Annotated in this window: 12 protein-coding genes; 3 read left to right on the forward strand and 9 right to left on the reverse strand. The window is 71.2% G+C overall.

Translation table 11 applies throughout. The features are described 5' to 3' along the window. Nucleotides 1–193, forward strand: a 193-nt coding sequence (locus ACZ7DY_RS25485; RefSeq protein WP_471138719.1) for a hypothetical protein, incomplete at its 5' end; no start/stop codon positions are given. A gap of 227 nt (nucleotides 194–420) precedes the next feature. On the opposite strand, the gene ACZ7DY_RS25490 is transcribed toward ACZ7DY_RS25485, so the two are convergent. After that, nucleotides 421–1,428, reverse strand: a complete 1,008-nt coding sequence (locus ACZ7DY_RS25490) for a stage II sporulation protein M (RefSeq protein ID WP_471138720.1) — start codon at nucleotides 1,426–1,428, stop codon at nucleotides 421–423. A gap of 88 nt (nucleotides 1,429–1,516) precedes the next feature. On the opposite strand from ACZ7DY_RS25490, the gene ACZ7DY_RS25495 reads away from it, so the two are divergent. Continuing rightward, the gene (locus ACZ7DY_RS25495; RefSeq protein WP_471138722.1) at nucleotides 1,517–2,452 is read left to right on the forward strand and encodes an RDD family protein; all 936 of its coding nucleotides are present in this window, start codon (nucleotides 1,517–1,519) and stop codon (nucleotides 2,450–2,452) included. Nucleotides 2,453–2,462: 10 nt separating this feature from the next. Here the strand turns inward: ACZ7DY_RS25495 and ACZ7DY_RS25500 are convergent, their stop codons facing one another. Continuing rightward, nucleotides 2,463–3,077, reverse strand: coding sequence for a hypothetical protein (locus ACZ7DY_RS25500; protein ID WP_471138724.1), 615 nt, complete (start codon nucleotides 3,075–3,077; stop codon nucleotides 2,463–2,465). 184 nt (nucleotides 3,078–3,261) lie between these two features. After that, nucleotides 3,262–4,716: an adenosylhomocysteinase gene (ahcY, locus tag ACZ7DY_RS25505; RefSeq protein ID WP_471138725.1), complete on the reverse strand. Its 1,455-nt coding sequence runs from the start codon at nucleotides 4,714–4,716 to the stop codon at nucleotides 3,262–3,264. Nucleotides 4,717–5,074: 358 nt separating this feature from the next. On the opposite strand from ahcY, the gene ACZ7DY_RS25510 reads away from it, so the two are divergent. Continuing rightward, nucleotides 5,075–7,228: a fructose-specific PTS transporter subunit EIIC gene (locus tag ACZ7DY_RS25510; RefSeq protein WP_471138726.1), complete on the forward strand. Its 2,154-nt coding sequence runs from the start codon at nucleotides 5,075–5,077 to the stop codon at nucleotides 7,226–7,228. A 94-nt stretch (nucleotides 7,229–7,322) separates the two neighbouring features. On the opposite strand, the gene ACZ7DY_RS25515 is transcribed toward ACZ7DY_RS25510, so the two are convergent. The 6 genes from ACZ7DY_RS25515 to ACZ7DY_RS25540 form a co-directional block, all read right to left on the reverse strand. Continuing rightward, on the reverse strand, nucleotides 7,323–8,282 hold the full coding sequence (locus ACZ7DY_RS25515) for a cation diffusion facilitator family transporter (RefSeq protein ID WP_471138727.1): 960 nt from the start codon (nucleotides 8,280–8,282) through the stop codon (nucleotides 7,323–7,325). A 111-nt stretch (nucleotides 8,283–8,393) separates the two neighbouring features. Continuing rightward, a complete protein-coding gene (gene manA, locus ACZ7DY_RS25520; RefSeq protein ID WP_471138730.1) occupies nucleotides 8,394–9,545 on the reverse strand; it encodes a mannose-6-phosphate isomerase, class I in 1,152 nt (383 codons plus the stop codon). A gap of 73 nt (nucleotides 9,546–9,618) precedes the next feature. Beyond that, the gene (locus ACZ7DY_RS25525; RefSeq protein ID WP_471138732.1) at nucleotides 9,619–10,818 is read right to left on the reverse strand and encodes an SIS domain-containing protein; all 1,200 of its coding nucleotides are present in this window, start codon (nucleotides 10,816–10,818) and stop codon (nucleotides 9,619–9,621) included. 56 nt (nucleotides 10,819–10,874) lie between these two features. Continuing rightward, nucleotides 10,875–11,051, reverse strand: a complete 177-nt coding sequence (locus tag ACZ7DY_RS25530; protein WP_098242904.1) for a Trm112 family protein — start codon at nucleotides 11,049–11,051, stop codon at nucleotides 10,875–10,877. A 209-nt stretch (nucleotides 11,052–11,260) separates the two neighbouring features. Next, a complete protein-coding gene (locus ACZ7DY_RS25535) occupies nucleotides 11,261–12,625 on the reverse strand; it encodes a phosphomannomutase/phosphoglucomutase (RefSeq protein ID WP_471138734.1) in 1,365 nt (454 codons plus the stop codon). A gap of 137 nt (nucleotides 12,626–12,762) precedes the next feature. Then, on the reverse strand, nucleotides 12,763–14,379 hold the full coding sequence (locus tag ACZ7DY_RS25540; RefSeq protein ID WP_471138735.1) for an L-lactate permease: 1,617 nt from the start codon (nucleotides 14,377–14,379) through the stop codon (nucleotides 12,763–12,765). Between the last annotated feature and the right edge of the window lie 51 nt (nucleotides 14,380–14,430).

Genomic DNA, 14,430 nt, shown 5'->3' on the forward strand with positions numbered 1-14,430 from the left:
GGCGTTGACTTTTGGCACGCTGTTGAGTTCTCAAGGAACGGACGCTTCCTTTGTACTCACCCTCACGGGCTTTCCTCCGGGCGCTTCCCTTCGGTATTTCGTGTTTCCAACCTTACCAGATCCGTTTTCCGTTCCGTTCCCGGTTCGGATTTCATTTCCGGTGGCCGTTGGAGGGCCTTTGCCTTTCGGCTGATCCGACTTTATCAGAAGTTTTCGGCCGGTCTTACCGGCTTCGGATTCCGATTAATCGGGGCGGCTTCTCTTATCGATGAAATTCGAGAAGCAAGCAGATGTTAACTGCCGCCACTGGACTCTGTCCAGCTCTAGGCAACTGTTCGAATCTACCTCCCCGTTCCTGCCGTGTCAACGGCTTTTCCGGGGCGAGAAGGAGACTAGCAGGTGACGGGGGCCCGACGCACATCACGCTGCGAGGGGGACCGACGCGCTGCGTTCGTGCTGGTCGAGGTCGCCCGTCTCGCCTGCTCGGGCCGCCCTGCCGCCCAGGACGTAGACGTACACGAGGAAGGCGAGTTCGGCGCCGACTCCGATGGTGATGCGGGCCCAGGTCGGCAGGCCCGACGGGGTGACGAAGCCTTCGATGGCACCCGAGACGAAGAGGACGAGGGCCAGGCCGACGGCCATGCCCAGGGCGGAGCGCCCCTCTTCCGCCAGGGCGGACCTGCGGGTGCGGGGGCCCGGGTCGATGACCGTCCAGCCGAGCCGCAGGCCTGTGCCGGCGGCCACGAACACGGCCGTCAGTTCCAGGAGGCCGTGCGGCAGGACCAGGCCGAGGAAGGTGTCGAGGCGGCCGGCCGAGGACATCAGGCCCATGCCGACGCCGAGGTTGAGCATGTTCTGGAAGAGGATCCATATGACGGGAAAGCAGAGAAAGGCGCCCAGGACGAGGCACATCGCGGCGGCCTGGGCGTTGTTCGTCCACACCTGGGCGGCGAAGGAGGCGGCGGGGTGGCTCGAGTAGTACGTCTCGTACTCCCCGCCCGGACGTGTCATCTCCCGGAGGTCGCTGGGGGCGGCGATCGAGGACTGCACCTCGGGGTGGGTGGCGACCCACCAGCCGATGACGGCCGCCAGGACCGTGGAGAGCAGGGCGGTCGGTATCCACCAGCGACGGGACCGGTAGACCGCGGCCGGGAAACCGTGGGCCAGGAAGCGGGTCACGTCCCGCCAGGACGCTTGCCGGGTGCCGGTCACGGCGCTGCGCGCGCGGGCCACCAGCTGCGTGAGGCGGCCCATGAGCTGCGGGTCCGGCGCGCTGGACTGGATCAGGGAGAGGTGGGTGGCGGTGCGTTGGTAGAGGGCCACGAGCTCGTCGGCCTCGGCGCCGTCGAGGCGGCGCCGGCGGCGCAGCAGGGCGTCCAGTCGGTCCCACTCGGCTCGGTGGGCGGACACGAAGACGTCGAGGTCCATCGGATGACTGCTCCTCGTACTGCGGCGCGTGATTGTTCAGCTTGGCAGACTGGCCAGTCATACGGCAGGGCGGGGAAGGGCGGCGGGCGTGAGTGAGCTTGTGACGGGTGAGGCGGTGGCGCTGGAGATGCGTCCCGCGAAGCTGCCGAGCCGGGCGCTGGCCGTGCTGATCGACCTGGTGGTGGCGTGGACGGTCTATCTGGTGGTGACGATCGCGGTCCTCGCCTCCACCTCGTCGCTGGACGACGCGGCCGCTGCCGCGATCGCGGTCGCCGGTTTCGTGCTCGTGCTGATCGGCGGGCCGATCGCGGTGGAGACGCTCAGCCATGGGCGGTCGCTGGGGAAGCTGGCGTGCGGGCTGCGGGTGGTGCGGGACGACGGGGGGCCGATCCGGTTCCGGCACGCGCTGGTCCGGGGGGCCGTCGGGGTCGTCGAGATCCTGCTGACGTTCGGGGTGGTGGCGTGCATCGCGTCGCTGGTGTCGGCCCGTGGGCGGCGGCTCGGGGACGTGTTCGCGGGGACGCTGGTCGTACGGGAGCGGGTGCCGGTGGGGCGGACGGTGGCCCTTCCGCCGACTCCGCCCTGGCTGGCGGGGCAGTTCGCCGGGCTGGATCTGTCCGGCGTGCCCGAGGGGCTCTGGCTGGCGATACGGCAGTACCTCACGCGCATGGGGCAGCTCGACCCGCAGGTGGGCTGGGCGATGGCCGAGCGGCTCGCCGGTGACCTGGTGGAGCGGACCGGGGCGCCCGCGCCGTACGGGGTTCCGCCCGCCGCCTACCTGGCGGCCGTCGTGCACGAGCGTCAGGAACGGGACGCTCGGCGGGCCTTTGGTGGGGTGGGGGGTTCGGGTTCTGGGGGTGGGGCGGTGCCGTTTCCGTTCCCGTTCCCGTTCCCTGCTGACCATGCGCCGGGGGCTGGGGCTGCGGCTGCGGCTGGGGCTGGTCCCACTGACTCCGGAGCCGAGGACTCCGGGGCCGAGGCCGGGGGCTCCTCGTCGGCGACGGGGTTCGTGCCGCCTGCCTGAGCGGGGCCGGTCACGTGAAGGTCGACGGTGGGGTTTCGAGGTGTTCCAGCTCGATGCCGGGGGCCGCGAGGACTACGTCGCCGGTGATGTGGACGGCGTGCTGTTCACCGGTGTCCAGGGCTGTGACCTGGTATTCGTCCACGGTCAGGGGGCCGTTGTCAGTGGGGTGTGCTTCGCTTTTCAGCAGGGCCCAGGACTGGTCGAGGGTGCGGGGGGCGAGGACCGGGTCCGTGAAGGCGACCAGGCGGATCCGGGTCGCGGGGGAAGCGGGGGTCAGGCGCAGGAGCCGGGCCGTCGCGACGAGGAAGGCGGGGGACGTGCCGGTGAAGGCGTGGGCAGGGGCGTTGTCTTCGGTGGCGTGTGCGCCGGTGGGGTCGGTGCGGACCCAGGTGACGCCGTTGAGGGCGCCCGCGCGGACCTGCCAGTCGCCGGCGCGGAGTTCGAGGCGGATGGGGCGGCCACGGTCGTCGAGTGCGAGGTCGACGGAGCCCGCGGGGGTGCCGGTGGGGGTGGTGCGTTGGGAGACGTAGCGCCAGCCGGAGGGGCCGGGCGCGCAGTGGAAGTGTTCCTCGCCGAGGGGGGTGTGATCGTGTGGATCGTGGAGCGAATAGCGGCCGCGGGGCATGGGCTTGGATCCTGGTCCTCGGTCGGGTTCCTGCGCTGAGCTTCGTTCGGGGTGCGCGGTCTTGGCTTCGCGTGCCGGGTGTTCGGTGTCGCGTCACCGTAACGGGGCAGGCCCCCGCCGCGGGGGCGAGGGCCTGCTGAAGTGATGCCGGGCGGCGACCGGCGGACCGGTCGGCCCGCGGCCGTCAGTATCGGTAGTGGTCGGGCTTGAACGGGCCCTCGACCTCTACGCCGATGTAGGCGGCCTGCTCGGGGCGGAGCGTGGTCAGCTTCACGCCGAGCGAGTCGAGGTGGAGACGGGCGACCTTCTCGTCCAGGTGCTTGGGCAGCACGTAGACGTCGGTCGGGTACTCCTCCTGCTTGGTGAAGAGCTCGATCTGGGCAAGCGTCTGGTCCGCGAACGAGTTGGACATCACGAAGGACGGGTGGCCCGTCGCGTTGCCCAGGTTCAGCAGGCGGCCCTCGGAGAGCACGATCAGGACCTTGCCGTCGGGGAAGGTCCAGGTGTGCACCTGCGGCTTGACCTCGTCCTTGACGATGCCCGGGATCGCGGCCAGGCCGGCCATGTCGATCTCGTTGTCGAAGTGGCCGATGTTGCCCACGATCGCCTGGTGCTTCATCTTGGCCATGTCGGAGGCCATGATGATGTCCTTGTTGCCCGTGGTGGTGATGAAGATGTCGGCCGTCTCGACGACCTCGTCCAGGGTGGTGACCTGGTAGCCGTCCATCGCCGCCTGGAGCGCGCAGATCGGGTCGATCTCGGTGACGATCACGCGGGCGCCCTGGCCGCGCAGGGACTCCGCGCAGCCCTTGCCCACGTCGCCGTAGCCGCAGACGACGGCGGTCTTGCCGCCGATGAGGACGTCGGTGGCGCGGTTGATGCCGTCGATGAGCGAGTGGCGGCAGCCGTACTTGTTGTCGAACTTCGACTTCGTCACGGCGTCGTTCACGTTGATCGCCGGGAAGAGGAGGACGCCGTCGCGCTGCATCTCGTAGAGACGGTGCACGCCGGTGGTGGTCTCCTCGGTCACGCCGCGGATCTCCGAGGCGAGCTGGGTCCACTTCTGCGAGCCCTCGGTGATGGTGCGGTTGAGGAGCTCCAGGATGACGCGGTGCTCGTCGTTCTCGGCGGTGTCGACGGAGGGGACCTTGCCGGCCTTCTCGTACTCGACGCCCTTGTGGACGAGGAGGGTGGCGTCGCCACCGTCGTCCAGGATCATGTTCGGGCCGCCGGTGGGGGTGTTCGGCCAGGTCAGCGCCTGCTCCGTGCACCACCAGTACTCCTCGAGGGTCTCGCCCTTCCAGGCGAAGACCGGGATGCCCTGCGGGTCTTCCGGGGTGCCGTTCGGGCCGACGGCGATGGCCGCGGCGGCGTGGTCCTGGGTGGAGAAGATGTTGCAGGAGACCCAGCGCACCTCGGCGCCGAGGGCCACCAGGGTCTCGATGAGCACGGCGGTCTGCACGGTCATGTGCAGCGAGCCCATGATGCGGGCGCCGGCGAGCGGCTGGCTGGCCGCGAACTCCCGGCGGATCGCCATCAGGCCGGGCATCTCGTGCTCGGCGAGGGTGATCTCCTTGCGGCCGAAGGCGGCGAGGGAGAGGTCGGCGACCTTGAAGTCCTTGCCGTTGATGAGAGTCATGAGTGAGCTGCTCCTCGTGGTTGGGTCGAGGGTGGACATGGCTGACCTGCGGCGTCGGGCACCAGGGTGCACAGACGCGCGCAGCGCAGTCCGTCGGAGGCCCTCTCTCCCTCGGACAGTCCGTGCGGGGACCGCCCGACCGCCATCAGCAGCGACGTCTGGCTCGGTCTCCAAGCTACACCGATCGGCCCAGCGAGCCCCAGCCCGCGGTCGTGCACTCCATGTCTGGTGGATAGGTCGTCAGACCTGGACGATATGGGACCTTTGCGCTTTTGATCCTGCGCTTATGTGTTGCAGGATGCCTTGAGATCGGGAACATATGCGCGATCTTGTTCGGCGAAGGCGTAAGGAGATCCACGTGACCAGTCCGGCCGATCCCCCCATAGGCGGGGCCAGTAGCGGGCAGAGAAGGCTGAAGCTGCTCGCGGTGACCGCCTGTCCGACCGGTATCGCTCACACGTACATGGCGGCCGAGAAGCTCTCGCAGGCGGCGGAGCGCCTCGGCATCGACATGAAGGTGGAGACGCAGGGCTCCATCGGGGCCGAGAACGTCCTTTCTGACAACGATGTCAGAGAAGCCGACGGCATCATCATCGCAGCCGACAAGGACGTGGACCGCAGCCGGTTCGCCGGTAAGCGCGTGCTGTCCGTCGGGGTCTCCGAGGGCATCAGCAACCCCGAGCGGCTGATCGAGCGGGTGCGGAGTGCGCCGGTGCACGGCGGTGGCGCGGGCGGCGGTCCGGCCGGGCAGGCGCCCGCCGGTGGCAGTGGTGCCGGTGGTGGCGGCCGGGAGCGGAGCGTCGCGTACAAGGCGCTGATGAACGGCGTCTCGTACATGATTCCGTTCGTGGTGGTCGGTGGTCTGCTGATCGCCATCTCGCTCTCGCTCGGCGGGCACACCGACCCCAAGGGCGGGCTCGTCATTCCGGACGGCTCGTTCTGGATGCACGTGAACCAGATCGGTGTCATCGGGTTCACGCTGATGGTGCCGATCCTGTCGGGATACATCGCCTACGCGATCGGGGACCGGCCCGCGCTGGTGCCGGGCATGATCGGCGGGTGGATCGCCAACACCGGTGAGCTGTACGACTCCAAGGCGGGCGCCGGCTTCATCGGGGCCATCGTCACCGGCTTCCTGGCCGGTTATCTGGTGCTGTGGATCAAGAAGGTCAAGGTCCCGAAGTTCGTCCAGCCGATCATGCCGATCATCGTGATCCCGATCGTCGCGACGACGGCGCTCGGGCTCTTCTTCATCTACGTCATCGGAAAGCCGATCTCGTGGGTCTTCGAGCATCTGACGAGCTGGCTCAGCGGGATGACGGGGACGAGCGCGATCCTGCTCGGCGCGATCCTCGGACTGATGATCGCGTTCGACATGGGCGGGCCGGTCAACAAGACGGCGTTCCTCTTCGGTGCCGGGCTCATCGCGACCGGCAACCAGACCGTCATGGGCATGTGCGCCGCCGCCATTCCGGTCATGCCGCTCGGCCAGGGGCTCGCGACGCTGATCCGCAAGCGGCTCTACACCGAGCAGGAACGGGAGACCGGGCTCGCGTCGTTGTTCATGGGCTTCTTCGGGATCTCGGAGGGCGCGATCCCGTTCGCCGCGGCGCGGCCCGCGCAGGTCATCCCCGCCAACATGCTCGGCGGCGCCGTCGCCGGTGCCATCGCGGGCATGGCGAGTGTCAAGGACGCCGTCCCGCACGGTGGGCCGATCGTGGCGGTGCTGGGCGCGGTCGGGGGCGTACCGATGTTCTTCATCGCCCTCGCCATCGGTGCGGTCGTCACGGCGCTGACCACCGTGACGCTGGTCGACATCAGCGAGCGCAGGCGGCGCGGGGCCGCTCCGGCCGACGTGCCCGGCGGGGCCGGTGCGCCCGGTGCGCCCGGTGCGCCCGAGCCGGTGCTCGCGGGGGTCGGGGCCAACGCGAGCGGTGCGGCCATCGCGGCGGGCGGCCCCCGCGAGGGATCGGCTGCGGCTGCCGCGACGGCGCCTGTCGCGTCCCCCTCCCCGGCCTCCGTGCCCACCCCCAGCGAGGACAACGACGACGACGGCGAAGTCCTCTCCGGCTATCTCACCCGCCAGACCGTGAAGGTCCGCCTTGCCGCCGGTGACAAGGAGGCGGCGATCCGCGAGATGGCCGCGCTGCTCGCCACCACCGGCAAGGTCAACGATGTGGAGGAGCTGGTGCGGACCGCGCTGCGGCGTGAGGCGCAGGGCACCACCGGGCTGGGTGAGGAGATCGCCATCCCGCACGCCAAGACCGATGCCGTGGACTCGCCGGTCGTCGGGTTCGCCCGGTCCCCCGAGGGCATCGAATGGGGTGCTCTCGACGGTACGAAGGCCAAGCTGATCTTCATGATCTCGGTACCGGAGGCCGCCGCGGGGGACGAGCATCTGCGGATCCTGGCGCTGCTCTCGCGCAAGCTGATGGACACCGGCTTCCGGGAGCGGCTGGAGTCGGCGCCGGACGACGCCGCCGTCCTCGACGTGCTGCGCGAGGTGCGCTGACCGCTTGCCGTCGGCCGCTGTCCCGTCCGTTGACGTCGACGGGCCCCGCACCGGAAAGGTGCGGGGCCCGTCGGCGTCTCCGGGGCGGGGCGGGTCAGTGGCCGCCGGGCGACTTCGCGGGGTTCTCGCCCGCGGCCGCCGCGCTCTCGCTGAAGATGTCCGGTTCGAGGTAGATGACGCGGGCGATCGGGACCGCGGCGCGGATGCGCTCCTCCGCGGCGTTGATCGCGGAGGCGACCTCGGCGGCGGTGTCGTCGTGCTGGACGGCGACCTTGGCGGCGACGAGCAGCTCCTCGGGGCCGAGGTGGAGCGTGCGCATGTGGATGACCTTGGTGACCGTGTCGCCGTCGACGAGGGCCTGCTCGATCTTGGTGACCTCTTCGGTGCCCGCGGCCTCGCCGAGCAGCAGCGACTTGGTCTCCGCGGCCAGGACGATGGCGATCAGGATGAGGAGGGTGCCGATGCAGAGGGTGCCGATGCCGTCCCAGACGCCGTTGCCGGTGGCGAGGGCGAGGCCGACGCCGCCGAGGGCGAGGACGAGGCCGACCAGCGCGCCGAGGTCCTCGAGGAGGACGACGGGGAGTTCGGGGGCCTTGGCGCGGCGGACGAACTGCGTCCAGGTGAGCTTGCCGCGCGTCTCGTTGGACTCCTTGATGGCGGTCCGGAAGGAGAAGCCCTCCGCGATGATCGCGAACAGCAGGACCCCGACCGGCCAGTACCAGTGCTCCAGCTCGTGCGGGTCCTTGATCTTCTCGTAGCCCTCGTAGATCGCGAACATGCCGCCGACCGTGAAGAGGACGATGGAGACGAGGAAGGCGTAGATGTAGCGCTCGCGGCCGTAGCCGAAGGGGTGTTGCGGGGTGGCCTCGCGCTGGGCCTTCTTGCCGCCGAGGAGCAGCAGTCCCTGGTTGCCGGAGTCGGCGAGGGAGTGGACGCTCTCGGCGAGCATCGAGGACGAGCCGCTGAAGATGAACGCGACGAATTTCGCCACCGCGATCGCGAGGTTCGCGCCGAGTGCCGCGACAATCGCCTTTGTTCCGCCTGACGCGCTCATGTGTGCCCGGGGTCCCTTCGCCTTCGTGTGTTCTCGGCCGTCGCCTGCGGGCCGTGCTTTGCCCGCCCTTTGCGGTGGGTCATTGTTGCAGCACGCGGGAGTGGTGGGCCGTCAGGCCACCACAGAGGCCCGGAAAACCGTGCCGGACCCGGACAGTTCGCTCTTTTCTCCGGCGGGGACGAACGCGGACTGCCCGGGGGTGAGGGTCAGTTCGCCGGCCCGGACCGAGCCCGCCGTGCAGAGCAGGATCTGCGGGGTGGCGGTGGTGAGGTCCGCCGGTGCCGCGCCCTCCGGCAGGACGAAGCGGGAGAGGCGGAATTCGTCGATCGGGGTGTCGTAGACCTCTTCGCCGGCGGGTGTGGCCTCCGGGCGCAGGATTCCGGGGTCGGTCGCCTCGAAGCGGACGATGCGCAGGAGTTCGGGGACGTCGACGTGTTTGGGGGTCAGGCCGCAGCGCAGGACGTTGTCGCTGTTGGCCATGATCTCGACGCCGAGGCCGTCGAGGTAGGCGTGCGGGACGCCGGCGCCGAGGAACAGGGCTTCGCCGGGTTGCAGTCGTACGTGATTGAGGAGCATCGCCGCGATGACGCCGGGATCGCCGGGGTAGTGGTGGGCGATGGCGGCGTACGGCTCGTGGGCGCCGCCGATCCGCTGGGCGGCGGCGGTGACCTCGGTGACGGTCTCGGCCATCTGTTCGGGGTCGGCGGTGAGCACGGCCGTCAGGACCTCGCGCAGGGCGGCCTCTTCGGGGCGGGCGTGCAGGAGGTCGACGTACGGCTTGAGGGAGTCGACGTCCAGGGCGGCCAGGAGGTCGGCGGTCTCGGCGGGCGCGCGGAAGCCGCAGAGCCCGGAGAACGGCGTGAGGGCGCAGATCAGCTCGGGCTTGTGGTTGGCGTCCTTGTAGTTGCGGTGCGGGGCGTCGATCGGGACGCCGCGGCGCTCCTCGTCCTCGTACCCCTGTTTGGCCTGGGCGAGGTCGGGGTGGACCTGGAGGGAGAGGGGGGCTCCGGCGGCGAGGATCTTGAGGAGGAAGGGCAGCCGGGGGCCGAATTTGTGGACGGCCGCCGGGCCCAGTTCGCGCTCCGGGTCGGCGTCGATGACCTCGTTCAGCGGGCCGCGTGCGGTGCGTGAGGGCGCGCCCGGGTGGGCGCCCATCCACATCTCGGCCTGGGGCTCACCGGTCGGTTCGGCGCCGGTGAGGCGGGCGATGGCGGTGGTGGATCCCCAGGCGTAGGGGCGGATGGTGTTGCTGAGGCGGTCCACGGAGGGGGGCTCCCTTACGTACGCGAATACTGATCTGCTGCCGGTGCGGGCGGTGGGGGTGCGGCCCGCGGGGTCATGATCGGTCCCCGGCGGCGAGCGCCAGGTAAACGGCGGCGAAATCCGTGACGGCGATCAGCTCGGCGAGCGCTTCCAGTTCGTCGCCGCTCTCCGGCTCCAGCTCGCTGATGGCGATGTCGTGGCCGTGCGCGAGTTCGCGGGCGGCGGGGGCCGCGGTGAGGCCGCCGGCGTCCACCGGGCTGTCGCGGAGCAGCACGACGCGCGCGCGAAGGGCGGCCGGGTCGTCGACGCGGTCGCGGAAGAAGTCGTCGGCGTCGTCGCCGCCCGCCGGGTTGCCCGCGAGGAGGGCGCCGTGCGCGGGCAGTGCCTCGGGCAGCTCGGCGGCGAGGGCGGCGTGTCCGGCCAGTTCGGCGAGGGTGGCGGCGAAGCGGCGGCCCGCGGCGCCGGCGGCCCGGCCCTCGGTCCAGATGAGCGGGAGCGCGTCGGCGAGTTCGGCGGCGAGCGTCTTGGCGGGGTTGCTGTAGGTCGCGATGGCGGGGCCGCAGCGTTCCGCGACGTGGTCGAGGCGGTCGGCGACCTTCTGCAGGGTCTCGGCGGGGGCGGTGAGCAGCCCGGTGCGGTCAAGCAGCACGAGGAGCGGGACGAGGAGGGCCCACAGGGTGCCGGGTGCGCCGGGTGCGGCCTCGTCCTCGACGCGGCGCGCCTCGTACGAGGAGGATTCGCGGTCGGTGCCGTCGTGCGTGCCTTCGTACGCGCCGTACGGCGAGGCGGCCATGGGGACGGTGAGGCCGTGGCTGCCCTCGACGCTCTCGGCGAGCGGGGTGCGGGCGGGGGCGGCGGCGACGACGGTGCAGCCGCGGCGGTAGGCCTGTTCGGCGAGGAGGGAGAGGCCCGGTTCGGTGCCGTCGGGGGTGGCGATGAGCAGCAGGTCGACGGGGCCGGTCCAGCCGGGCAGCGTCCAGCGCAGGGCGCCCGCTGCGGGGGCGACGCCGGTGGGGGCGAGGCGGATGACGGGGCAGCCGGTGCCCGCGAGGGCGTCGAGGAGGTCGGCGACGCAGGCGGCCGCGGTGCCCGGTCCGGCGACGAGGACGGCGCGGGGCCGTCCGTCGGGCTTCAGTTCCGTCAGTCCCGCCTCAGCGGCGTGCCGGACGGCGGTGCGGACGCGGGCGCCCGCCTCCGCCGCGCCGCGCAGCAGTCCGCGGCGGTCGGCGCGGGCCAGCGCCTCTGGGGCGTCTAGCAGCGACTCGTCGAGCATGGGGGTCAGGCCTCCGATCGCCGTGCACGGTTTCCTGCGGGTGCCGCGTCCTGCTGTTACGCGGGGCGGCGGGCCTCGTCGACCAGGAGGACGGGGATGCCGTCGCGGACCGGGTAGGCGAGGCCGCACTCCTTGGCGTCCGCCGTGCAGATCAGCTCGGTGTCCGTCTCCTTGAGGGGGGCGTGGCAGGCCGGGCAGGCGAGGATCTCCAGGAGGCCGGCTTCGAGCGGCATGGGGTGGTCCCTTCGAGCTGAAGTGGTGACGTCCAGGCGGTGGTGTGCTGACGTCTGCGAGCGGATGTGACGGCGTCTTCGAGCGGGTGTTCCGGTGTGCTGCCGCGCCGCCGCGGTGCGGGATGCGGCCTGGTCAGCCTACCTCCGTGCGGGGCGCGGCGCGGGGGTCCCGAGGAGCCGGTGGGCGGCTCCTCGGGGGTGGCTGCGGGTCAGCCGCGGATGATCGCCAGGGCTTCGTCGCGGACCTTGGCCATGGTCGCCTCGTCGCGTGCCTCCACGTTGAGGCGCAGGAGCGGCTCGGTGTTCGACGCGCGTACGTTGAACCACCAGTCGGCGGCGGTCACGGTGAGGCCGTCGAGCTCGTCGAGAGTCACGCCGTCCCGGCCGTCGTACGCGGTCTTGATAGCGGCGAGGCGGGCGGTCTGGTCGTCGACCGTGGAGTTGATCTCGCCGGAGCCGGCGTAGCGGTCGTACTGGGCGACGAGGGCGGAGAGCGTGCCTTCCTGGCCGCCCAGGGCCGCGAGGACGTGGAGGGCGGCGAGCATGCCCGTGTCGGCGTTCCAGAAGTCCTTGAAGTAGTAGTGCGCGGAGTGCTCGCCACCGAAGATCGCACCGGTCCTTGCCATCTCCGCCTTGATGAAGGAGTGGCCCACGCGCGTGCGTACCGGTGTGCCGCCGTTCTCCTTCACGACCTCGGGGACGGACCAGGAGGTGATGAGGTTGTGGATGACGGTGCCCTTGCCGCCGTGCTTGGCGAGCTCGCGGGAGGCGACCAGGGCGGTGATCGCGGACGGGGAGACCGGGTCGCCGTTCTCGTCGACGACGAAGCAGCGGTCCGCGTCGCCGTCGAAGGCGATGCCGAGGTCGGCGCCCTCCTCGCGCACCCGCTGCTGGAGGTCGACGATGTTGGCCGGGTCCAGGGGGTTGGCCTCGTGGTTGGGGAAGGTGCCGTCCAGCTCGAAGTACATGGGCACGAGCTGGAGGGGCAGGCCGTCGAAGACGGTGGGGACGGTGTGGCCGCCCATGCCGTTGCCCGCGTCCACGACGACCTTGAGGGGGCGGCCGGCGGTGATGTCGACGAGGCCGCGCAGGTGGGCGGCGTAGTCGGTGAGGGTGTCGCGGCGGGTGAGGGTGCCGGCGGTGTCGGCGGGCTCGGGGGTGCCGGTGCGCAGCCAGCCCTCGACGAGGGCGCGGATCTCGGCGAGGCCGGTGTCCTGGCCGACGGGGGCGGCGCCGGCGCGGCACATCTTGATGCCGTTGTACTGGGCGGGGTTGTGCGAGGCCGTGAACATGGCGCCGGGCAGGTCCAGCGCCCCGGAGGCGTAGTACAGCTGGTCCGTCGAGCAGAGGCCGATCTCGGTGACGTCGACGCCGCGGGCGGCCGCGCCGCGGGCGAAGGCGCGCGACAGTCCCGGCGACGAGGGGCGCATGTCGTGCCCGACGACGATCGCGTCCGCCATCGTGACCTGTGCGAAGGCCGCTCCGAAGAGCTCGGCGAGCGACTCGTCCCACTGGTCCGGGACCACCCCGCGGACGTCGTACGCCTTCACGATCTGGGACAGATCAGCAGTCACGGCCAACCCTCTCTGCAGGTTCTGCGAGTTCAGCGAGTACGGAGAGCCCTCCGCGGTCAGCACAAAGCTACCCGCTGGCACCGACGAGGGGCCGGGCGTCACCGGAGTGCCGGTACCCCGGCGCCGGCGCCGCACACTCACGGCAGCATCCAGCCGAGGACGGCGGTGCTCTGCCCCACCACGATCAGGCACATCACCAGGAGCAGTCCGAGGCTCCAGGGCAGCACCTTGCGCAGCAGGTCGCCTTCCTTGCCCGCGAGTCCGACGGCGGCGCAGGCGATCGTCAGGTTCTGCGGGGAGATCATCTTGCCGAGGACGCCGCCCGAGCTGTTGGCGGCGGCGAGGAGTTCCGGGGAGAGCCCGGACTGCTGGGCCGCCGTCACCTGGAGGGCGCCGAAGAGGGCGTTGGACGAGGTGTCGGAGCCGGAGACCGCGACGCCGAACCAGCCGAGCACCGGGGAGAGGAAGGCGAGCCCGGCGCCGGCGGCCGCTATGTAGTGGCCGATCGTGGCGGCCTGCCCGGAGAGGTTCATGACATGGGCGAGGGCGAGCACGGAGGTGACGGTGAGGATCGCGTGGCGCAGTTCGTGGATGGTGGCGGCCCATTCCCGTACCGCCACGCGCGCGTGCACCCCGATGACGGCGGCGGTGCCGAGGCCGGCGAGGAGCACGAGCGTCCCGCCGGTCGAGGCGAGCGGCAGGGAGAAGACGTTGCCGCCGACGGGGTCCCCCGAGGGGTCGGCGACGTCGAGGAAGGGCCAGTCGAAGGTGCGTGTCGCCTCGGCGAGGAGGTCCTTGACGGCGGGGATCTGGGCGAGGGAGAAGTCGGCGACGATCAGGGCGTACGGGGCGTAGGCGCGCAGCACGTCGGGGCGCGGGTCGGCGTGGTCGAGGTCTTCGCTGCGTACGCCGGTGAGGACCGCGGCGCGGACGGGCTCGGCGGCGGGCCTGCGGGCGCGGGGCACGGCCATCAGGGCGCCCGCGCCCGCGAGGGCGGCGCCGATGTCGGCGAGCTGGGCGGAGAGGTGGTTGGAGGCGGCGAACTGGGCGACGGCGAAGGCGGTTCCGCAGGCCAGCGCGGGCACCCAGGTCTCGCGCAGCCCGCGCCGCCCGTCGACGAGGGCGACCAGGAGCAGCGGCACGACGAGGGCGAGCAGCGGTGTCTGGCGGCCGACGACGGTGGCGACGGTGTCCAGCGGAAGGTTTGTCACCTGGGCCAGCGTCACCACGGGGGTGGCCATGGCGCCGAAGGCGACGGGGGCGGTGTTGGCGACGAGGGAGACGACGGCGGCGCGCACCGGGTCGAAGCCGAGGGCGACGAGCATGACCGCGCTGATCGCGACGGGCGCCCCGAAGCCGGCGAGGGCTTCGAGGAGGGCTCCGAAGCAGAAGGCCACGACGAGGGCCTGGATGCGGGGGTCGTCGGAGAGCCGGCCGAAGGAGCGGCGCAGGACGTCGAAGTGCCGGGTGCGGACGGTCATGCGGTACACCCACAGGGCGTTGATGACGATCCACAGGATGGGGAAGAGTCCGAAGAGGGCCCCTTGCGCGGCGCCGGACGCGGTCTCGCCGAGCGGCATGTCGTAGGCGAGCCAGGCGACGAGGACGGCGGCGGCGAGGCCGATGAGTCCTGCCCGGTGCGCCTTCATCCGGACGGCGCCGAGGAGGACGAGGACGGTCAGGAGGGGCAGGGTCGCGACGAGTGCGGAGAGGCCGAGCGAGCCGGCGACGGGTTCCAGTTGCTGCACGAACACGGGGCGCCTCCCTGGCGATGGGATGGCGAAATCGTCATGTCCTCAACAAAC

Source organism: Streptomyces sp. NPDC037013 (genome assembly GCF_055607265.1).